Origin of the sequence: Paraburkholderia sp. GAS333 (assembly GCF_050435665.1) — a bacterium.
Lineage (GTDB): Bacteria > Pseudomonadota > Gammaproteobacteria > Burkholderiales > Burkholderiaceae > Paraburkholderia > Paraburkholderia fungorum_A.
The window spans coordinates 1,433,958-1,455,529 of sequence record NZ_JBNDKS010000001.1 but is presented as its reverse complement, the minus strand read 5'-3'; the positions used below and the strand labels follow the sequence as shown (position 1 = coordinate 1,455,529).

The window sequence follows — 21,572 nt, the reverse complement described above, 5'->3', positions numbered from 1 at the left end:
TGTACCCCTTATCTGGATCTTCGTCATGAACAACGATCGTGTGCCTCGCCCCTGGACGCCCATCTGCCAGATCGACGACATCGTGCCCAACACCGGCGTCTGCGCGCTGGTCAACGGTGAGCAGGTGGCGATTTTTCGCGTGAATAGCAGCGATGACACTCAGTCTGTCTACGCGATCGAAAACTTCGATCCGGGTTCGCAGGCTGCGGTACTTTCGCGCGGGCTGATCGGCAGCCTCGGTGAACGGATCGTGGTCGCGTCGCCGATCTACAAGCATCACTTCGATCTGCGCACCGGCGAGTGTCTGGAAACACCGTCGTATTCCGTCAGCGCGTTCGCGGCGCGAGTGGAAAACGGCCAGGTGTGGGTCGCGGCGTAAAGCACTGATTGACTGATTTCCTTTAACCACATCGTCCGATATGTCCTCCTCTAGCGTAAAAACCGTGTGTCCCTACTGCGGCGTTGGCTGCGGAATGGTGCTGCACGTCGAGGACGGACAGGTCGTGAAAATCTCCGGCGACAAGGAGCATCCGTCCAATTTCGGCCGGCTGTGTACGAAAGGGCAATCCGCTCATGTCGCGTTGCGAAAATCGGGCCGCCTGGAAGGCGCGTTCGTCCGCCATGCACGAGATGCCGATCCGGTACCGCTGCCCATGGCGCAGGCAATCAGCACGACCGCCGCGCGTCTTCGCGGATTGCTCGATCAACATGGACCGGACGCGTTGTCGTTTTACGTCTCGGGACAGATGTCGATCGAAGCGCAGTACCTGATCAACAAACTCGCGAAGGGCTTTGTCGGCACTAACAACATCGAATCGAATTCGCGCCTGTGTATGGCGAGCGCGGGTAGCGGTTACAAGCTCTCGCTCGGCGCGGACGGTCCACCGGGATCGTACGAAGACTTCGATCACGCCGATCTGTTTTTCGTGATCGGCGCGAATATGGCCGACTGTCACCCGATTCTGTTTCTGCGCATGATGGACCGCGTGAAAGCGGGGGCGAAACTGATCGTCGTCGATCCGCGCCGCAACACGACTGCGGAGAAGGCCGATCTGTTCATGCAGATCAAGCCGGGCACCGACCTCGCATTGCTGAATGGCCTGCTGCATCTGTTGCACGAAAACGGCCATACGGATGCCGCTTTTATCGCCGACGCCACCGAAGGCTGGGACGCGATGCCGGAGTTTCTCTCGGCGTACACGCCGGAAAACGTTGCGCAGATTACAGGCCTTGCCGCCGACGATATCCGCCGCGCGGCGCAGATGATCGGTTCGGCCAAAGAGTGGATGAGTTGCTGGACCATGGGCCTGAATCAGAGCACGCACGGTACGTGGCACACCAACGCAATCTGCAACATTCATCTCGCGACGGGAAAAATTTGCCGTCGTGGAAGCGGCCCGTTTTCGCTGACGGGACAGCCCAACGCAATGGGCGGCCGCGAAATGGGCTACATGGGGCCCGGTTTGCCGGGGCAGCGTTCCGTGCTGGTGGAGGCCGACCGCGCGTTTATCGAAGACATGTGGTGCATTCCGAAGGGGACGTTGAAGACCGAAGTCGGCAAGGGCACGATCGACATGTTCACGCGGATGGCCGCAGGCGAGATCAAGGCATGCTGGATCATCTGCACGAATCCGGTGGCGAGTGTCGCGAATCGGCAGAACGCCATTGCCGGATTGCGCGCGGCCGAACTCGTCATCGCACAGGACGCGTTCCTCGACACCGAGACCAACCGTTACGCCGACGTGTTGTTGCCCGGCGCGCTGTGGGCCGAAGCGGAGGGCGTGATGATCAACTCCGAGCGCAATCTCACGCTGATGCAAAAGGGCGTCGAGCCGCCGGGCGCTGCGTTGCCGGATTGGCAGATCATTGCGCGCATCGCGTGTGAAATGGGTTTCACCGACGCGTTCACCTACGCGAGCGCCGAGGAAGTTTTCGCGGAAATCACCCGCGCTTCGAACCCGAAAACCGGCTACGACCTGCGTGGTGCGAGCCATCATCGGCTGAAGGAAACGCCTTTGCAGTGGCCGCTTTCTTCCAGCGAATCGAGCGATCGCAATCCCGTTCGCTATCTCAACGACGGTGTGAGTCAGACGCTCAAGGCGTTCGAAGACGGCAGTCGCCCGCGACTCGTGTTTCCGACGGGCAGCGGCAAAGCCATGTTTTTCGCCCGCACGTATGCACCGCCCGCCGAATTGCCCGATCGCGAATTTCCGATCGTACTGAACACGGGCCGCTTGCAGCATCAATGGCACACGATGACCAAGACCGGCAAGGTCGCGATGCTCAACAAGCTGAACCCGGGGCCGTTCGTCGAGATTCATCCCGAAGACGCCGCGACGCTCGGCATCAAGGCGAAGGCGCCCGTCGAAATCCGCTCGCGCAGAGGCCGTGCGGTACTGCCCGCCGTCATCACCGAACGCGTGAGCGCAGGCAACTGCTTTGCGCCGATGCACTGGAACGACGTTTTCGGTGACGACCTGTGCATCAACGCGGTGACAAGCGATGCGATCGACCCGGTCTCGCAACAGCCCGAACTGAAGTTCTGCGCGGTCGCACTGAGTCCGGTCACAGTCGACGCGATCGAGCCGCTTACGGATGACGACGAGTTGTCGACTGATGCACCCCTAGCCGTTGCCGCCAGCGCGGCACAAACCAGCGCTCTAACGGCAAGTGTCGAGGATCAGGTTATGCCCCGTATCGAAGCACTCAACAATCTTCTGCAATTGCCGCCCGTGCCCGTGCCGTCGTTCAGCGAAACGGAAAAAGCCTACCTGGCCGGGTTTGTTGGCGGATTGCGTTCGGTGGAAGCGCAGGGCGGCGATAGCGTGCCGGTGTTGCCCGCCAGCGCGCCGTTCGATGCCAGCCATCGCCTGTATGTGGATGGTCTGCTGGCGGGGCTTTACAGCCGTAGCAGGACTGCGGCGGCATTGCCTGCTGCTGCCTCGCAACTCGAAGCAGCATCGGCATCCGGCGTGCGTATCGTGCGCGCGCGGCCCAAGGTGACCTTGCTGTGGGCCTCGCAAACCGGTAACACCGAATCGCTCACCGAACGCTATGCCACTCGTCTGATGGAGTCGGGCTTTGAAATCCGCACGTCCTGCATGGACGATTATCAGGCGGCGTCGCTCGCGAAAGCGCAATACGTGTTGCTGATGACGAGTACTTTCGGCGACGGCGATCCGCCCGACAACGCGCAGAGTTTGTGGACCCAATTGAGCGCCGACGATGCACCGCGTCTCGACGGCGTGCGTTTTGCGGTGCTCGCGCTCGGCGACCGCAACTACGATCAGTTCTGCGGCCACGGACGTCGCCTCGATGAACGACTCGCCGCGCAAGGTGCACTACGCCTGATGGACCGCGTCGATTGCGACGGCGAGTATCAGGAAAGCGCGGACGCCTGGCTCGAACGCATCATCGTGCGGATCAATGAAGAGGATGCCGCTCTGCATGCGGTGCCGCCGGGCGGAATGATCAACGCGGTCGTGCCCGGTGCCGTGCCGACCAAGACGCGTCCGGCCGCTTCGCGCGTCGTCGGCAATCTGCGGCTGAACCGGCAGGGCGCGGCGAAAGATACGCGCTATGTTTCTCTGAATACAGGCGACGCCGGCCTCGAATACGAAGCAGGCGATGCACTTGGCGTGTGGCCCGTGAATTGTCCCGAACTGGTGAGCGAGTTGATCGACCTGAGTGGCGCGAGTGCGGACGCGCCCGTGCAGGTGCCAGGTGCGGGCGAGATGCGTCTTGCCGATGCGCTCGGCAAACACTACGAAATCGCTCGACCGGGTAGCGACGCACTCGCGTTTATCGCAGCGCGCAGCAGCAATGGCGCACTACGCGATCTGCTGACGCCGGAGCGCAAGGCCGATCTCAAGCAATGGCTGTGGGGCCAGCAACTCGCAGACGTATTGCACGAATTTCCGCTCAGCCTCAGCGCTGCCGAATTGACCGGCATGCTCAAACGGTTGCAACCGCGTCTTTATTCGATAGCGTCGAGCCCGAAAGCACATCCTGGCGAAGTTCATCTGACGGTTTCTGCCGTGCGCTACAGCAATGGCCGTCGTCATCGCAAAGGCGTGTCGTCGACGTTTCTCGCCGACCGCGCGGGCGATATCGACGTACCTGTATTCGTGCAGAAGTCCGCGCATTTTCGGCCGCCTCATCAATCCGGCACGCCGATGATCATGGTGGGCCCCGGCACCGGCATCGCACCGTTTCGCGGCTTTCTGCACGAGCGTCGTGCACGCGGCGATCAGGGACGCAACTGGCTGTTCTTCGGCGAGCAGCACGCTGCCACCGATTACTACTATCGCGACGAACTCGAAGCCATGCGGGACAGTGGCGTACTGACCCGCCTCGACGTCGCGTTCTCGCGCGATCAGGCAGAAAAGATCTACGTACAGGACCGGATGCGCGAGCAGGGTGCGCAACTGTGGGCATGGTTAGAAGAGGGCGCGCACTTCTACGTATGCGGCGACGCGAACCGGATGGCGCGGGACGTCGATGCTGCGCTTAAGGAAGTGGTCGCCACACACGGCGGCATGAGTGATGAAAAAGCACTCGACTACGTGAACCGTCTATCGCGAGAAAAGCGCTATGCGCGCGACGTTTATTGATCGCATCAGCGCTTTGAAATAGCGCTTTAAACACGCGGTCGTTGAGCTTTAAAGAGTACGCAATCGAGTTTCAAAAAGATGGACCCGGATGGCATGGAGGTTGCATGTTAAAGCCGGTATTTTCAATAACGTGACATGCCGGTGCATCGCAATCAACGCCATTGCCGGACAGTCGAAAAATCAGTTTTGTGAGGATGTCTGATGAAAAACGTAATGACCTCGCTGAAGAGCGGAGACTGGCGCGCGCTAGTGGCGTGCTTCCTCTATTTCGACACCGGTTTCACCGTGTGGGTGCTGTATGGACCGCTCGCGCCGTTCATCAGCAAGAGCATCGCGATGACACCCGCACAACAGGGTTTGCTGGTCGCCGTACCAGTGTTGTCGGCGGCGATTTTGCGCGTGACACTCGGCAATCTCTATCAGTCGGCGCATGGCAAACGCATTGCGCTGATGGGCGTGTTGCTGTCTGCTGTGCCGACCATCGTGCTGCCGGCCATGCAGTCGGTGCCGTCGTATAACGTGCTGCTGGTGCTGGGCGTATTCCTCGGCGTGGGCGGTGCGAGCTTCGCAGTCGCGTTGCCGATGGCGGGCAGCAACTATCCGCCAAAGGTTCAGGGTCTCGTGCTGGGCCTCGCTGCTGCGGGGAACATCGGCGCGGTGCTCGACGGTTTCCTGTTCCCGCAACTGGCAACGCATTATGGTTGGCAGATGGCCGCAGGCGGCGCCTTGCCGTTGCTCGCGATCGCTGCGATCACGCTGTATTTCTGGGCAAACGATACGGGCATCAAGTCCGGTAGCGCATTGCGCGCATTCGGCAGTTTCGCGGTCACGCTAGTCGGTTTGATCGTGCTGGTGCTGCTGGTTGAAGCGGGTCTGTTCGGTTCGGGAAAAACGGGCGTGCTGCTGTTGCCGGTGATCGGCGCGCTGCTCGCGATTGCAGTGTTGCCGAAACGCTATCGTTCGGTACTCGGTGAGCGCGATACGTGGGCAATCATGCTGGTGTATAGCATCACGTTTGGCGGTTTCGTCGGCATGTCGTCGTATGTTTCGCTGTTGCTGACCAACCTGTATCAGTTGTCCAAGATCGACGCAGGTCTGTTCATGGCATTGCTCGCTGCGACAGGCGCAATGGTGCGTCCGCTGGGCGGCCTCGTCGCCGACAAGGTGTCCGGCGTACGCGCGCTGACCTTCCTGCTCGCGATCATTTCGCTGTGCGACTTCGTGTTTGCCGCCGCCATGCCGTCGATGGCGGGCGGTATCGCGCTGCTGTTGTGCATGTACGTGGCGTTCGGCCTCGGCAATGGCGCAACGTTTCAACTGGTGCCGCATCGCTGGGCGGGGCGCACGGGCTTGATGTCGGGTATTGTCGGCGCGGCGGGCGGCATTGGCGGCTTCTATCTGCCGGTCGTGATGGGCATTGCGAAGGAAAGCACCGGCAGCTATCAGATGGGCTTTGCGACGTTCGGCGCCCTGGCCGCGTGCGCGTTTGTGGCGATCGTCGCGCTGCGTCGTCCGTGGATGGCGTGGTCGATGCACACGGGCGTCGTGCACGCGCATGCTACGGAGTGATACGGCGCTCGCCAGCGTGCGCATGCGCTGGCGGCACTCGTGCATCTGGAGCAGCGGGGCGCCGGGCAACGCAGGTGACTAACGATAAACGCGGAATCGCTGGTCGTAAAAATAGGCAGTCAACTCCTTGCATATTGCCGATGAGGTTTCTAATATGCAGTCAGGAGGCTGCATATGACCACATCGACCGATCGCATCGAAAAGCAGATTCTATTAAAGGCGCCACGCTCCAGAGTGTGGCGCGCGTTGTCCAATGCCGAGGAATTCGGCACCTGGTTCGGCGTGAAGCTCACCGGCAAGCAGTTTATCGCGGGACAGAAGACGGAAGGCACGCTCACGTACGCGGGCTACGAGCATATTATCGTGACCGTATTTATCGAGCGGGTCGAGCCTGAGCATCATCTGTCGTGGCGCTGGCATCCGGCCGCGATCGATCCATCATTCGACTACGCGTCGGAGCCGACCACGCTGGTGGTATTCGAATTGACCGAAGTCGAGTCGGGCACCTTGCTGCGCGTCGTCGAATCGGGCTTCGACAACATACCCGCGTCGCGGCGCGAAGAAGCGTTCCGTATGAATAACGGTGGCTGGGACCATCAGATCACCAACATCGAAAAGCATGTCGCCAACGGATAAATCGAAATCGGGCAAAGCCGGCGGAAAACTGACTGCGTCCGCGCTGCGAAAATCCGCACCGATTTTCGCAGCGCTCGGCGACGAAACGCGTCTGCGGCTCATTGCGGTCTTATGCGCGGGCAGCGCGATGTCGATTGCGCAATTGACCGCCGGCACGGACATTACGCGGCAATCGGTGACGCAGCATTTGCAGGTGCTGGCCAACGCGGGGCTGGTGCGGGATGTGAAAGTGGGGCGTGAGCGGCTGTGGGAATTCGAAGCCGCTCATCTCGACGAAGCACGCCGCGCGCTCGATGTGATCTCGCAGCAATGGGATCAGGCGTTGGCGAGATTGAAGGCGATGGTGGAGGAGTAGGAGCCGGCCTTCGCCAAAACCGGCGAGCGTTTAACGCGCCGGCTTTAACTAAAGCACGTTAGAACTTGTGACGCAGCGCAACCCGCACGGCAACCTGCGTATCCGTCGATGAAGGCGCCTGGGTGCCCGGAATAAACGCGTTGTCGAGAATCGAATTAGTCGAGTCGCCCGCGACCTTCTGATAAACGCCCTGTACATACACATCGGTTCGCTTGCTGATGTTGTAATCCGCCATCAGACCCGCCGAGTGAATCTTCGGCTTCACGCTGCCCGACGACGCGTCGTAATTCACCATCGAATACACGTACTGCGCGCCGACAAAGAACGCTGGCGTGATCTGGTATTTGCCATTCAGCTCGAAGTTCTGGTACTTCAGCGTATTCAGTTGCACGCCAGCCGCAGCCAGCGGAAGACCGATGTAGCCATTGCCGGTCGGGTCGTTATAGGTCGAATTGGTGTACGCGAAACCGGCGGTTGCGGAACCGAACGTGTAATTCACGCCGCCGCCGAACACGCGCATGCGTCCGGCGATAAAGCTCGCGTCGTTCGCGGTGATCGCGCCAGTCGAGCCCACGCCCGGGTTGTTCGCCTGCATGTAGGCGGCCGCGACCAGCAGGCCGCCGTTCACATACTGGCCGCCGAAGCTGTACGCGCGGTTGTTCGCGAAGTTGGTGTCGTTGCTGAAGCTGTAGACGCCGCCAAACTGGAAGCCCGCAATGTCCGGGCTCGCGTATTTCACGCTATTGCTGAGCCGGAACGAGTTGTCGGTGTTGTCGTTGTCATACGGATGCGCGAACAGGTAGCCGGCCCAGTTGCCGTTCGCCGTGGTCTGCGCCAGGTAATCGACCACCGAGTCGTATTGCCGGCCGAGCGTCAGCGTGCCGTAGCTGTCGTTGCTCAGACCGACGTAAGCCTGGCGGCCGAACATGCGGCCACCCTGGCCGAGCTTGCCCGAGCCCACGTCGAAGCCGTTTTCGAGCTGAAACACGGCCTTGTTGCCGCCCCCCAGATCCTCCGAGCCCTTCATGCCCCAGCGGCTGCCTTGCGCATAGCCGCTAGCCATTTCCCACACTGATCCGCCTTTGGCGTTGTTGGTGTAGTCGATCCCTTCGTCGAGCACGCCGTACAGGGTCACGCTGCTTTGCGCGAACGCCGACGTGGCCGACAGCGCTGCGAATACGGCGAGAGTGGCGCGGGCAAGTTGGTTCCTTTTCATTTCAGAGCTCCAGATGTTGGTATGAGCGGTCTTTCCGGGTCGATTGGGTCGACTTCGGAAGGCCGCTGTTTTTTTGGCGAAGCCCGGATTCTGCATATCGAGATGGGTTTCACGTATGAGGCAAATCCCTGAATAACCATGATTTTTTCGAATGTTTGTCCTCAAAATTATTCGCTTGTGGCCCGTGGCAACGAGGAGAAAAATTCGAATCATTCACCTTTGGCATGAAATCGATAGCTGAAGGCCATGCGGTTTTTGTACCCAGCATCTCAGGAGACGACATGCGACTCGATCGGAATTTTGCTAACGGCCGGTTTATCGACCCTTCGACCGAACCCGCCGGCAACGAGCACATCGCCGTCTACAACCCGGCCACAGGGGCCGCGATTGCCCACGTCACGGGTGCGACGCAAGCCGAGGCGATCGCCGCTGTGGACGCCGCTGCCGTCGCACAGAAAGCCTGGCGCAAGCTGCCGTCCGCCGAGCGCGCCGTGTATCTGCACAAGCTCGCGGATGCACTGACCGAATGCGCGCCGAGCATCGGCGCAGCGCTCGCGCTGGAGTCGGGCAAGAGCGTTGCCGACGCGACCAACGAAGCGATTTACGCAGGCCAGATCACCCGTTATCACGCCGAATGGGCACGCCGCATTGAAGGCGAAGTGATTCCGAGCGATACGGCCGACGAAAATCTCGTGCTGCACCGCGAGCCGATCGGCGTGGTGGCGTGTCTGATTCCGTTCAACTACCCGGTCTATACGTTCATGCGCAAGGTCGCGCCTGCGTTGATTGCCGGTAACACGGTGGTGGTGCGTCCGAGCAACAACACGCCGACCTCGGCATTCGAAATCGCCAAAGCAGTCGAAAAAGCCGGCTTGCCCGCGGGCGTCGTGAATATTCTCGCGATGAATCATGCGACCGCCGAAGCGCTTTGCACGCATCCAAAGGTCGGCATGATCACGTTGACCGGCAGCGTCGGCGCGGGGCGCAAGGTGCTCGATTACTGCAAGGCGAACATCGCGAAGCCGTCGCTCGAACTGGGCGGTAAAACGCCCGCGATTATCGAAGCCGATGCCGATCTGGATAAAGCCGCGCGCGATCTGGTTGCGTCGAAAACCACTCACTGCGGGCAGCTTTGCACGGCAATCGAACGAGTCTATGTGCATGAAAGCGTGCACGACCGTTTCGTCGCGTTGCTGAAACAGCACATGAGCGCAGTGGAATCCGGCGACCGCAGCGAACAGCCTTCGCTGATGGGTCCGCTCGTCAACGAAGCATCGCGTCAATCTATTCACGCGATGGTCGAGCGAGCTGTCGCGGCAGGCGCCAAACTCGAAACCGGCGGCAAACTGCCTCAAGGCAAGGGCTTTTTCTATCCGGCGACGTTGCTGACGAATTGCCGTCAGGACATGGAAATCATCCAGGAAGAAACCTTCGGCCCGATCATGCCGGTCGTCAAATACAGCACGCTCGACGAAGCGCTCGAGATGGCGAACGATCACCAGTTCGGTCTGTCGTCGGTGTTGTATACGGAGAACTATCGCGCTGCGATGAAGATCGCCAACGGTATCGAAGCGGGCGAGTTGTATGTGAACCGCACGCCGGCCGACCCGTATCAAGGCTTTCACGCAGGCTGGAAACGTTCGGGTCTCGGCGGCGACGACGGCAAGCACGGCATGCTCGAATTCACGCAAACCCGTCTCGTGGTCATGAAGTACTGAAGTTGAAAACCGAAGCGGCGCGCGTTGCACTTCAATCACACCAATCCCGACGCGCGCTTTCTCTTTAGCCCAAAAAAGGCAGCACACACGCTGCCAATCCATAACAAAACATATTGGAGACCCGGCGGCCCGGTGGACCGGCGCTGCGTCTCTCAGGAGCGCTCACGTGTCGTCACAGCCCGTTCAAACCCATGCCGCGTCCGCATTAGGCGACGCACAAGCCGCGTTGGACAAAACCAAGGCGCAACGTTATATCCAGTTGATGCTGCTGGTGCTGGCCGCCGGCGCGATCTATCCGATTCTGTATCTGCGGCAGGTGTATCAGCCGACGATGCTTGAGGTGTTCCACATCACCGATAGTCAACTGGGCTATCTGTATTCGTCGCTGGGCACGATTTTTCTGCTGAGTTATCTGCCGAGCGGCTGGCTTGCCGACCGTATCGCGCCGCGTCTGCTGATCTGTTTTTCGCTGATTGCAACGGGCCTGCTGGGACTGCTTTATTCGACCGCGCCGTCGTTTCATATTCTGATGTTGATCTTCGGCGGCTGGGGTTTGTCGACGGGATTGACGTTCTGGGCCGCCGTCATCAAACGCGTGACGATGATTGCCGGTTCGCAGGAGCAGGGCCGTTTCTTCGGTTTGCTCGACGGCGGACGCGGACTCATCGAAGCGATGCTTGCCACCATCGCAATCACTTTGTTCGCGTGGGTCACGCAGACCAAGGGCGAGCCGGTTGCAGTCGGCTTCAGAATGGTCGTCTACCTGTATGCGTTTCTTTGCATTGCGCTGGGTGTCGTGCTCGCTCTCGTCAAGGACCCGCAAGGCACCGACGACGCTGTTGCCAATCGCGCGGCACGCAAGCGCAGCAACGTGCTGGTCGAGTTGAAAACGCTCGCGGCTATTCCCGAGTTGTGGCTGGTCGCGGCAATCGTGTTCTGCGGTTATCAGGTGTTCTGGGCAACCTACAGTTTTTCCGCGTATCTGCACGAAGGCGAAATCGGCCTCACGGTCGTGATGGCCGGCACGATCACTACGCTGAAATTGTGGATGCGTCCTATTGGCGGCATTGGCGGGGGCTTTCTCGGCGACCGTTACTCGAAGGTGTCGGTGCTGGTCATCGCGCTCTTTCTCGCTGCACTGTCGCTGCTCGGTCTGATGGCGGCACCGCGCATTTCGAGTCACGTGCTGCTGGTTTTCCTCGTGCTGTTCATCGGCATTCTGACTTACGCGATTCGCGGGCTGTACTGGTCACTGCTCGATCGCTGCAATATTCCGGCTACCACGATGGGTCTCGCCATCGGCCTGATCTCGGTACTCGGTTATTCGCCTGATGTGTTCCTGCCGTTGATCAACGGCTATCTGACGCAGACGTTCCCGGGCGTCTTCGGCTATCAACTGTACTTCGGCTATGTAGCCGCAATGGCGGCGCTCGGCGGTTTCGCCGGGCTCGCGCTGAGAAACATGCTTAACCGTAAAGAGGGTGCGTAAATGAAAGTTGTCTCGCTCGAAACGCATATCGTCGCTGTACCGCCGCCGCACGTTGGCGGCATGTACTGGATCTTCGTCAAACTCAAGACCGATTGCGGTATCGAGGGTGTCGGCGAAATCTATTCGGCGACGTTCCATCCGAAAGCGATGACCCACATCATCGACGATGTATTCGGCCGCTATCTGCTCGATCACGATCCGCATCATATCGAGCGGCTCTGGCGCGAAGCGTATTCGAGCGGCTTCACGCAACGCCCCGATCTGACGATGATGGGCGTGGTCAGCGGCCTTGAAATGGCGTGCTGGGACATCATCGGCAAAGCGGCGAACAAGCCGGTGTATGAGCTGCTTGGCGGTATGGTGAATCAGCGGCTGCGTTCGTACACGTATCTGTATCCGAAGAACAGCCGTGGCGAATACGACTACGACGATCCCGATCTTGCAGCCGAATGTGCGCTTGAAAACGTCAAGCGCGGCTTCACGGCGGTGAAGTTCGATCCGGCCGGTCCGTACACCGCGTATTCGGGTCATCAACTGTCGATGGAAGTGCTCGACCGTTGCGAAACTTTCTGCCGCCGCGTGCGTGAAGCGGTGGGCAGCAAGGCCGACCTGCTGTTCGGCACGCATGGGCAGATGGTCCCGTCGTCCGCGATCCGGCTTGCGAAACGGCTCGAAAAATATGACCCGCTGTGGTTCGAAGAACCCGTGCCGCCTGGACAGGAAGGCGCAATGGCGCAGGTCGCAAAACACACCAGCATTCCGATTGCCGCTGGCGAGCGTCTCACCACCAAGTATGAATTTTTCAAGCTGCTCGAAGCGGGCGCTGCATCGATTCTGCAATTGAACGTGGCGCGCGTGGGCGGTCTGCTCGAAGCGAAAAAAGTCGCGACGCTGGCTGAGGTGTATTACGCGCAAATCGCGCCGCATCTGTACAACGGGCCGATTGGCGCAGCCGCGAGTATTCAGCTTGCAACGTGTACGCCGAACTTCCTGATTCAGGAAAGCATTGGCACGTGGGACGGTTTCCACGCAGCCGTATTGAAGAAGCCGATTCAATGGGAAGACGGTTACATCATTCCGTCGCAGGAACCGGGCTTGGGTGTCGAGTTGAACATGGAAGTGGTGCGACAGCACACCCCGTACACCGGCGAGCGTTTGCATCTGCAAATGGCCGCACAACCTGCTGACGTGAAAGATCTCGCGCCAGCCAGGGGATGAAGCCAGTCCACGCTTTTATACGCATCCAATAGATTGAGCGCCTGCGGGCGACATAGAGCATGAATTACGACTACATCATTGTCGGCGCGGGATCGGCGGGCTGCATTCTCGCCAATCGTCTGTCGGCGTCGGGCCAATATTCGGTGCTGCTGCTCGAAGCGGGCGGCAAGGACAGTTCGTTCTGGTTCAAGATTCCAGTGGGTTTCACGAAGACGTACTACAACGAAACCTACAACTGGATGTACTACAGCGAACCGGAAAAAGAACTCGACAACCGGCCGATTTATTGTCCGCGCGGCAAGGTGCAGGGCGGTTCAGGCTCGATCAATGCGATGATTTATGTGCGCGGCCAGCCGCACGATTTCGACGATTGGGCGGCGGCCGGCAACACCGGTTGGGCATTCCGCGACGTGCTGCCGTATTTCCGCAAGCTGGAGTCGCATCCGCTCGGCAATACGGAATATCACGGTGCTGACGGCCCCATCCGCATCTCGCCGATGAAAGACGCGGTGCATCCGATTTGCCATGTATTTCTGAAAGGTTGCGATCAGGCGGGCTACAAACGCAGCGACGACTTCAATGGTGCGCAATTCGAAGGAGCCGGCATTTACGACGTGAATACGCGTAACGGTCAGCGTTCGTCGAGCAGCTTCGAGTATCTGCACCCGGCGCTCTCACGGGAGAACCTGCGCGTCGAGCGTGATGTGCTGGTGAACCGCGTGCTATTCGACGGTAACCAACGCGCGATTGGTGTGAGCGTCATGCAGAACAGTGTTGCGCGTCGCTTCGTCGCGAATCGCGAGGTGATTCTGTCCGCAGGCGCGGTCGATTCACCGAAACTGTTGCAGTTGTCCGGTGTAGGTGACAGCTCGTTGCTGGCGAAGCATCGCATTGCGCTCGTCAAGGAACTGCCGGCGGTCGGCCAGAATCTTCAGGACCATTTGTGCGTGAGCTTCTACTATCGTTCGAGCATGAAGACACTGAACGACGAAATGCGTCCGCTGCTTGGCAAGCTCAAACTCGGTCTGCAATATCTGCTCACACGTAAAGGGCCGCTTGCGATGAGCGTGAACCAGTCGGGTGGATTCTTTAAAGGAAGCGATAAAGAAGCGCAACCGAATTTGCAGTTGTACTTCAATCCGCTGTCGTACCGGATTCCGAAGAGCAATAAGGCGAATCTCGAACCCGAACCCTATTCAGGCTTTCTGCTCGCGTTCAATCCGTGCCGGCCGACCAGTCGAGGTTCGATCGAAATCGCGTCGAATCGCGCGGAAGACGCCGCGAAAATCCGCATCAACGCACTGACCACGGAGAAGGATATCGACGAGGTGATTCAGGGTTGCGAACTCGTGCGCAAGGTGATGTCGTCAGCGGCGTTGAAGGCCGTCACGGTCGAGGAAATCTCGCCGGGGCCGCAGGTGAATACGCGTGAAGGCTTCCTGCAGTACTTCCGCGAGCAATCGGGCTCGATCTATCACCTGTGCGGTTCTTGCGCGATGGGTGACGATCCGCGTACGTCGGTGGTCGACGCGCGTTTGCGCGTGCATGGAATGACGGGTTTGCGCGTGGTCGATGCGTCGATCTTCCCGAACATCACGTCGGGCAATATCAACGCGCCGACCATGATGGTGGCGGAGAAGGGCGCGGAGATGATTCTCGACGATGCGGCGAGTCAATCCGCGTATCAACCGGCGGTAGCCGAGATGGCAACAGCCGCCTGATAACGCACGTAACGCACGTACGCACGCGTCACTTCACGAGGTTGACCGAACTCAAGGGCGCCGATTCCGACGAATCGAGCGCCCTTTCGCTTAGCCAGATCTCCTGTTGCAACCAGTCGCGAAACAGCGCGACGTGCGGCAATTCTTCCTGTTTGTGCTTCTCACGCGTGACGAGCCAGTACGATTGATGTCCGTCGACGTGCGTGTTCAGTACCTGCACAAGCTGACCCTCGGCCAGTTCCCGCGCAATCATATGACGATCGGCAATGGTCACGCCAAGCCCGTCGATAGCCGCGCAAATCGCGTGGTCCAGCAGATCGAACTCGTAACCGCCGCGCGTATCCACGTTGTCGATGCCGGCCGCCTTCAGCCAGTGCTGCCACGTGAGATAACGCTGGTCCGCGCTCGCGAGTACATGCAGCAACGTGAACTGGTTCAGATCGATCGTCGCGCGGCCTGCCTGACGGGCGAGCAGGCCTGGCGCGCACACGGCGACATGCCGCTCGTTCATTAGCAGACGGTTATCGAAGCCTTCCCATTCGCCATTGCCGAAGCGGATCGCGCAATCGAGCACGCCGGATTCGGCGAGATTGTCGTCGATGCGGGTTGACAGGCTGAGTTCAAGATGCGGATACGCGTCGCGCAAACGCCCAAGGCGCGGCATCAGCCAGCGGCTGGTGAAAGTAGGGGGCGCATTGATGCGCAGCCGGTTACGGTGCGTTTTCTCCTGCAAACTGCGCACAGTCAACTCGATACGGTCGAACGATTGCTGCAGTGCCTGCAGCAGAATGCGACCCGCCACCGACAGTTCCAGATGATGATGGTGACGCTGCAACAGCGTCTCGCCGAGTTGCGCCTCGAGTTGCCGCACTTGCCGGCTAACCGCGCTTTGCGTGACGTTCAGCAATTCCGCTGCACGAGTAAAGCTGCCCGTGCGGCCAGCCACTTCGAAGGCTTTTAGCGCATTCAGCGCGGGCATTTTGCGTTTCAAGATGTTTTACGGAAAGGTGGCGCGCGACGGCGCGAGGTTCCCGTATTTTACTGCTTGCCCGTGCGGCATTTGACGGACATATGCCGCGTGTTGCTCATGCGCAGCACAGTCCGACACTTCTTACACCGCACGGATAACGCGCACTCAATAAGCAATACAGACCGACTTGCTCTCCGTATAGGAATCGATGATCGCCTTACCGTGCTCGCGGCCGATTCCCGATGCCTTGAAGCCGCCGAACGGCATCGCCGGATCGACCATGTTGTGCGTATTGACCCACACCGTGCCCGCTTCGATTCCGTCGACGAGTCGCAGTGCCTTGTCCAGTTGATTGGTCCACACGCTCGCGCCCAACCCGTATTCGGATGCGTTTGCCTGAGTCAGCACCTCGTCGATATCGTCGTACGGCATCGCGACGAGAACCGGGCCGAACACTTCTTCCTTCACCACCGACAGCGGTTTGCACGCGCGATTGGCAATCACGGTCGGACGCACGAAATAGCCGTTACTGTCCACCCGCGCGTCGTTGGACAAAATCTCGCCGCCTTCCTGCTTGCCTTGCGCAATCATGCCGACCACTTTGTCGCGATGTCGAGCAGAGACCATCGGGCCCATTTGCGTCGCCGCGTCGAAGCCCGAACCGAGTGAGATGCTGTCGGCCACTGCCGCGATGCCTTGCACGACTTCGTCGTAGATCGAACGTGCGACGTACAGGCGCGAGCCTGCGGTGCAAACCTGTCCGTGATTGAAGAAGATCGCGCCTGCCGCGCCCTCGATCGCTTTACGGGGATCGCAGTCATCGAGCACGATCACGGGACTCTTGCCGCCCAATTCGAGCGACGCGCGTTTCAGATCCTGCGCACATTGACGGCCGATAATACGGCCCACTTCGGTCGATCCCGTGAACGTGACCTTGTTCACCAGCGGATGCCTGACCAACGCAGCGCCGGCTGTTTCGCCCCGTCCGGTGACCACGTTGAACACGCCAGCAGGGAAGCCCGCTTCGTGCGCCAGTTCGGCGAGGCGGATCGCGGTCAAAGGTGTTTCTTCGGCGGGCTTGAGCACGACCGAGCAGCCGCATGCGAGCGCCGGAGCGATTTTCCAGACAGCCATCAGCAGCGGGAAATTCCACGGAACGATCGCGGCGACGACACCTGCGGGAACGCGCCGGGTCGACGCGTTGTAGCGTGTGCCAGGAGGAAACGGAATCGACAGATCGAAGGTCGTGCCTTCGATTTTGGTCGCCCAGCCCGCCATATAACGCAGCCATTGCACGCTGCCAGATACTTCGAGCATCTTCGAAAAGCCGATCAGCTTGCCCTGGTTCAAGGTTTCCAATGTCGCGAGTTCGTCGGTGTGCTGCTCGACGAGATCGGCGAGTTTCAGCAGCAGACGCTCACGCGCGGCTGGCGGCATTCTGCGCCACGCATCGGATTCGAATGCCGCCTTCGACGTTCTGACCGCATGATCGATATCCGATTCCGACGCGTCGGGAATCTGCGCGAGTTCTTCCGACGTCGCAGGATTGAACACCGGAAAAGTTTTACCCGAAGTGCCGTGCGTTTTTTCGCCATTGATAAACATGGTTTGCGGCAAATTCACAGCAGGATTGTGTTCGCTCATGGTGCTTTGTCTCCGTTGAATCGGCTGTAGATAAATGACGTGTTGCTAACGCGAAGCGTGTGCTTCATGGTGATAGCGATGTGCCTGCGGGCGACGTGCGCTGCCGAGCCGATGAGTGACTAACGACGCAGCACATATCAGATTCGCTGCCGCGCTGAGCGCGAACAGCACGACGAAACCGTCGCCGAAAAAATAAGGAGACGTCGATAACGCTGCCCCCGTTACCATCCCGATGTGATGTGCAATACCGAGACATGTCGCGTTTAACGGGCTATTTACGTTGCCGCGCAAATTCGCGAGTGCGGGAATCGTCAGGCAGTCAAGAAGCAGGAATACTTTTGATGCGAACGGTGCGAGAGTGGGGTTGTCAGCGCTTGCGAGCAAGCCGATAAATACGGCTCTCGTGAGGTACAGCGCGATCAGCATGCCGTTGCTGCCGCTACGCGAGCGGTCCGCTACGCAGGCCAATGTGCAGACTGCAAGGAACAGAAGCGCGATCTGCCACAGCGGCTGCGCGCCGCTCGCGCCGCATAGCGCGAATAGCTGGAAACGCGCAAGGCTGCCGCTCGATATTCCCGCGAGCAATGCGAGTGCCGCGGGCATGGCAGTCGAACCTGTGTAGCGAATCGTTGCAGCGGATGCGTCGACATGACGATCTTCGTTGACGTGCGTTCGATTCGAGCGGTGCCCGTAAAGCAGCAGAACGCCGCCCATCACGATCATCCACACGGCGGCGGCATTGCCGTGCTGAACGCCGTTCAGATACGTGGGCAGCGCATTCATCGCACACATCGTGACGATCAGCGTGGCAGCGGTTTTAAGCGTGGTGTATCGGCTCGATAAACGTGCCATCAGCAAGGGCACGCCCATCATCGCGGCGAGCGCCAGCGCACTCATCCACACCGCGCCCGCTTGCTGGCTCAAGCCTGCCTGCATCGACAGCGCAGCAGCGCCGCCAGCAACGAGCACGCACGCCGCACCGGCCGCGCAAGCGGCCAGCACGCCCGAGTCGCAAGGAGCACGCTGAGCGTCGCGCATCGCGTTCGAATCAGTGCTTGCAGCAGCCATGATCCGCGGACTTGCCATCTTCGACGCTCTTCATATCGCGCTCGGCCGGCAGGTCCATCGTCGGGTTGGCCGAGAAGAAGTTGTTTGGCTTGAGCATGAAACCCGCGTACTCGACCGGCATCACCGGAAAGTCTTCGGGCTTGCACACATGCGTATGACCGAAGCTGTGCCACAACACGAGGTCTTCGTTCTCGATGTTGCGATTGGCCTCGATATAGCGCGGCAGCCCGTCGCCGCCCGAATGCTGGTTCGGGTAATCGCCGCTTGCATAGCGCTCGGCCGGGTCGAACGGCGTGACCCACACGTGACGCGTAGCAAAGCCGCCACGTTGACGAACCTTCGATTTTTCGTCGGCTAGCATCAACGGCGAATCGTTGACGATCAGCTTGTAGCCCGGATTTGCACCGACTGCATTCTTCACATTCGGATTGGTGACTTTCCAGTAACGGCCCGTCCTGCCGTTCGCGAGTCGCGCTGCTTCGCTCTCAGTCCTGAACACCTGTTTCGTGGTGTCGAACACGTTGCCGTACGGATTCGATTCGCCCATTGGACGCGGCACGAATTCATGTTCGGAGACGCTGTTGCGCTCGCCGTCCACCATCATGTGCATGCGTGCATTGAAGAAGTGCTGGTGCGTCGGGCCGCCGAGATTTGGCGTGATCATGCCGCCCCACGAATACGTGTCGCCGTCTGCGACTGCGGACGTTTGCACGATGCCGGTCAGCTTGCATTCGAGTTGAATCGTACCGTCCTGGTACAGATACCAGTAGAAGCCATAGTCGTAGTTGCCGACGGTAGCGAAGAAAGAAATCACGAGGCGCCGCGAACGGCGCATTTCGAATACGCCGGTGCGGAATTCGTAGTGTTTCCACAGCGTGCCGTAATCTTCTTCGTGCATGCACACCGCGTTTTTCATCACAAACGCATTGCCGAAATCGTCAGCGGAAGGAATGTCGAAATAGCGGATCGTGCCCAGACAGTCACAACCGAGTTCAAGCTGGTTCGCCAGTTTGCCGAGACCGTATTCGCCTGCGTCGAATGCACTTTTCCAGTAGTGATTCGTGGTCGGATCGGAATAGGGCACGCACATTTCGGTGACGCTCGCGCGATAGATAATCGGCCGCGTGCTCTTGCCGTCGTCCCACGACAGTTGATGCAGTACCAGCCCCTCGCGCGGGGTGAAGCCGACGCGGAAATTCCAGTTCTGCCAGTTCACGTGCCAGCCGTCGATCTTGAAGCTCGGGCCGTCGGGTTGATCGATCGACAGCGGCTTCAGCGACTTGCGCGGCTCGCCGAGACTCGGCGTGTCGTAGTTGTGTTTCGCGCGCGGAATCGGAATGATGCGGCCGTCGTCGACCAGTTCGATCACTTTCTTTTCCAGCAGATCGACCACGGCCATCACGCCTTCAATCGGATGCGCGTAGCCGTTGTCGGTCAGCGTCTCGCGGTAGTAGCTCACGCAACGCACCAGACGCCGGCCGTTTTCGTTTTCACGGTCGAATGCGCCCGCAGAAAACGGATCGACCTGCACGCGTTCCAGATCTTTTTCGCTGAGGCCGCGCTTCATGATCGCCACGCGCCATGCTTCGTCGTTCTTGACGATCTGCTCGGCGTTCATGAAGTCGTCGATCATGATCGGCGGCTGCCCATAAGGTGCTTTATCGAACGGCATCACACGGCGTGACGCGATTCTTTTTTCTCTCAGGTCCACATCGAATTCAATCGTTGCACCATTGGAGCGATCGATCGCCAGCACGAAAGCCGTGCGCGAAAAGTACTCGCCGGTCTTGAACGCGACCACTTCCGCTTTCGGCGGCTCGCGCAATTCGACCATCGGAAAACGCGCGTGACTATCGAGTTTTTCGGCTGCCTTGACGAGGTCGCAGGCAAGCTGCATTTCCTCGCCGCTCAACGGATCGAGCGGATGAACGGGGTTGTGAGCAGCTTTCGTGGCATTCGTGTTCATAAGGTTCCCGTAAGGAAGTTTGCTGGACCGTACAGCGCGCTCGCGGACCTGAGCGACGAGCGGCAAACGCTGAGTCGATGGCAAATCGTAGGAACCCAATAATATTTTCGCGCTTGCTTATCGCGCCATTTGGACGATAAAGTGCGCCAGGAAGGGATGACCCTGGCATCTTGAAAGCGAAGACTGAGAGGAGACGCTCGATATGAAAAAAGTCACGCTCAACGGCAATTTCCCGATGGTTCGCGCGGCGGTCATGGGACCGGTGGTGCGCGCACTGGATCAATCAGGCGCCGATTGCGATGCGCTGCTGGAAGCATTCGGCATGAGCCGGCGGCTGCTATCCAATCCGTATGAGATCTTGCCGCTCACGCGATATGTGGCGGCATTCGAGCGCGCGGCGGAAGTACTGGACGAAGCGTCGCTCGGCTTGCGATTGGGCAGCGAGTTGCAATTGACAGAACTCGGGCCTGCGGGCCTCGTGTTTCTTTCTTCGCCGACGCTGAACGCGGCGATGCGAAAATTCACGCTTGCGCTTGCGTCGTGGCAGAACACGACGACGTGTGAAGTGCTGCGCGACGACGAATGGCCGATCTGGACTTATCAGATCGCGAGTCCGCAAATCTGGCCGCGTCGTCAGGATGCGGAGTACAGCATCTCGACGATGTGCCACATGATCCGGCTCGTGCGCGGCTCGGCATGGAATCCGGTGGAGGTGCATTTCGAGCATGCCGCACCGGCGGACCTCAAACCGTTTGCACGAATCTTTCGCGTACCGGTGCGCTTTCAGCAGCCTTTCAATGGCATTATTCTGCGTCCGCAGGATCTGGACGCGGCGCTGAAAAGTGCCGATACGCAAATGGCGCGGATGATGGAGCGCCACGCGACCGACCTGATTGCAAACGACGCGATTCAGCACGGCATTGTCGAGCAGGTTCGCGATCTGATCACGCGACGGCTCGCGCATGAAAAGCTGATCGTCGCGGATATTGCAAAAGATCTCGGCCTTTCGCATCGCTCGTTGCAACGGCACCTCGCGCAGGAGGGCACGTCCGTGCGTCAGATTCTGCGTGAGGAGCGGCAACGCAGCGTAGAAGGCCTGCTGGAGCGCGACGAACTGACCAATGCGGCGATCGCACGCGCGGTCGGTTACGCCGATGCAACCGTGTTGTGGCGCGCGACGCGCAATTGGAAAAAATAAAAGTACGCGAGCAGAAGTAGAGGCTTTCACTACTGAAAGCCTCTAGCGAAAAACGCAGGCAAAAGCCGAAACACTCCGGCTTCCTAAGCAATCATCGGTCGATTAAGTACAAACCCGCGAATCCCGCAATCGCGCCGGTATTGGCGCGGTTTATCGAAAATTTGGCGCGGTTCGCGAAGTCGTTTTATTTT

General features: G+C 59.5%; 15 protein-coding genes. 10 read left to right on the top strand and 5 right to left on the bottom strand.

Annotated elements, in window-relative coordinates:
• The first annotated feature begins 25 nt into the window (after positions 1–25).
• The 5 genes from nirD to ABH945_RS06485 all read left to right on the top strand — a co-directional run bounded on the left by nirD (position 26) and on the right by ABH945_RS06485 (position 7,173).
• Positions 26–379, top strand: a complete 354-nt coding sequence (nirD, locus tag ABH945_RS06505) for a nitrite reductase small subunit NirD (RefSeq protein ID WP_429250055.1) — start codon at positions 26–28, stop codon at positions 377–379.
• A gap of 40 nt (positions 380–419) precedes the next feature.
• Positions 420–4,613, top strand: a complete 4,194-nt coding sequence (locus ABH945_RS06500) for a molybdopterin-dependent oxidoreductase (RefSeq protein WP_429250054.1) — start codon at positions 420–422, stop codon at positions 4,611–4,613.
• A 201-nt stretch (positions 4,614–4,814) separates the two neighbouring features.
• Complete coding sequence (locus ABH945_RS06495; RefSeq protein ID WP_074764016.1) at positions 4,815–6,182, top strand: MFS transporter; 1,368 nt, start codon at positions 4,815–4,817, stop codon at positions 6,180–6,182.
• Between the two features lie 174 nt (positions 6,183–6,356).
• Positions 6,357–6,818 carry an SRPBCC family protein gene (locus ABH945_RS06490; RefSeq protein WP_429250053.1) on the top strand — a complete coding sequence of 154 codons (462 nt, stop codon included), beginning with the start codon at positions 6,357–6,359 and terminating at the stop codon, positions 6,816–6,818.
• Positions 6,802–7,173, top strand: a complete 372-nt coding sequence (locus ABH945_RS06485) for an ArsR/SmtB family transcription factor (RefSeq protein ID WP_429250052.1) — start codon at positions 6,802–6,804, stop codon at positions 7,171–7,173. The genes ABH945_RS06490 and ABH945_RS06485 overlap by 17 nt, the downstream gene beginning before the upstream one ends.
• A 58-nt stretch (positions 7,174–7,231) precedes the next feature.
• Here ABH945_RS06485 and ABH945_RS06480 read toward each other — a convergent pair whose 3' ends face one another.
• Complete coding sequence (locus ABH945_RS06480; RefSeq protein ID WP_429250051.1) at positions 7,232–8,389, bottom strand: porin; 1,158 nt, start codon at positions 8,387–8,389, stop codon at positions 7,232–7,234.
• 281 nt (positions 8,390–8,670) lie between these two features.
• Here ABH945_RS06480 and aldA point away from each other — a divergent pair, with 281 nt between their 5' ends.
• From aldA to ABH945_RS06460, 4 genes are all read left to right on the top strand, one after another.
• Positions 8,671–10,107: an aldehyde dehydrogenase gene (gene aldA, locus ABH945_RS06475; RefSeq protein WP_074764020.1), complete on the top strand. Its 1,437-nt coding sequence runs from the start codon at positions 8,671–8,673 to the stop codon at positions 10,105–10,107.
• A gap of 166 nt (positions 10,108–10,273) precedes the next feature.
• Positions 10,274–11,596, top strand: coding sequence for an MFS transporter (locus ABH945_RS06470; RefSeq protein ID WP_074764021.1), 1,323 nt, complete (start codon positions 10,274–10,276; stop codon positions 11,594–11,596).
• Positions 11,597–12,814: a mandelate racemase/muconate lactonizing enzyme family protein gene (locus ABH945_RS06465; RefSeq protein ID WP_429250050.1), complete on the top strand. Its 1,218-nt coding sequence runs from the start codon at positions 11,597–11,599 to the stop codon at positions 12,812–12,814.
• A gap of 59 nt (positions 12,815–12,873) precedes the next feature.
• On the top strand, positions 12,874–14,535 hold the full coding sequence (locus ABH945_RS06460) for a GMC family oxidoreductase (RefSeq protein WP_429250049.1): 1,662 nt from the start codon (positions 12,874–12,876) through the stop codon (positions 14,533–14,535).
• Positions 14,536–14,563: 28 nt separating this feature from the next.
• On the opposite strand, the gene ABH945_RS06455 is transcribed toward ABH945_RS06460, so the two are convergent.
• The 4 genes from ABH945_RS06455 to ABH945_RS06440 form a co-directional block, all read right to left on the bottom strand.
• A complete protein-coding gene (locus tag ABH945_RS06455; RefSeq protein WP_429250048.1) occupies positions 14,564–15,514 on the bottom strand; it encodes a LysR substrate-binding domain-containing protein in 951 nt (316 codons plus the stop codon).
• A 156-nt stretch (positions 15,515–15,670) separates the two neighbouring features.
• Positions 15,671–17,149: a phenylacetaldehyde dehydrogenase StyD gene (gene styD / locus ABH945_RS06450; RefSeq protein ID WP_429250047.1), complete on the bottom strand. Its 1,479-nt coding sequence runs from the start codon at positions 17,147–17,149 to the stop codon at positions 15,671–15,673.
• A 45-nt stretch (positions 17,150–17,194) separates the two neighbouring features.
• Positions 17,195–18,217, bottom strand: a complete 1,023-nt coding sequence (locus ABH945_RS06445; protein ID WP_429250046.1) for a hypothetical protein — start codon at positions 18,215–18,217, stop codon at positions 17,195–17,197.
• The gene (locus ABH945_RS06440; RefSeq protein ID WP_429250045.1) at positions 18,198–20,183 is read right to left on the bottom strand and encodes a primary-amine oxidase; all 1,986 of its coding nucleotides are present in this window, start codon (positions 20,181–20,183) and stop codon (positions 18,198–18,200) included. The genes ABH945_RS06445 and ABH945_RS06440 overlap by 20 nt, the downstream gene beginning before the upstream one ends.
• A gap of 202 nt (positions 20,184–20,385) precedes the next feature.
• Here ABH945_RS06440 and ABH945_RS06435 point away from each other — a divergent pair, with 202 nt between their 5' ends.
• Positions 20,386–21,381 carry an AraC family transcriptional regulator gene (locus ABH945_RS06435; protein WP_074764028.1) on the top strand — a complete coding sequence of 332 codons (996 nt, stop codon included), beginning with the start codon at positions 20,386–20,388 and terminating at the stop codon, positions 21,379–21,381.
• Positions 21,382–21,572 lie beyond the last annotated feature (191 nt).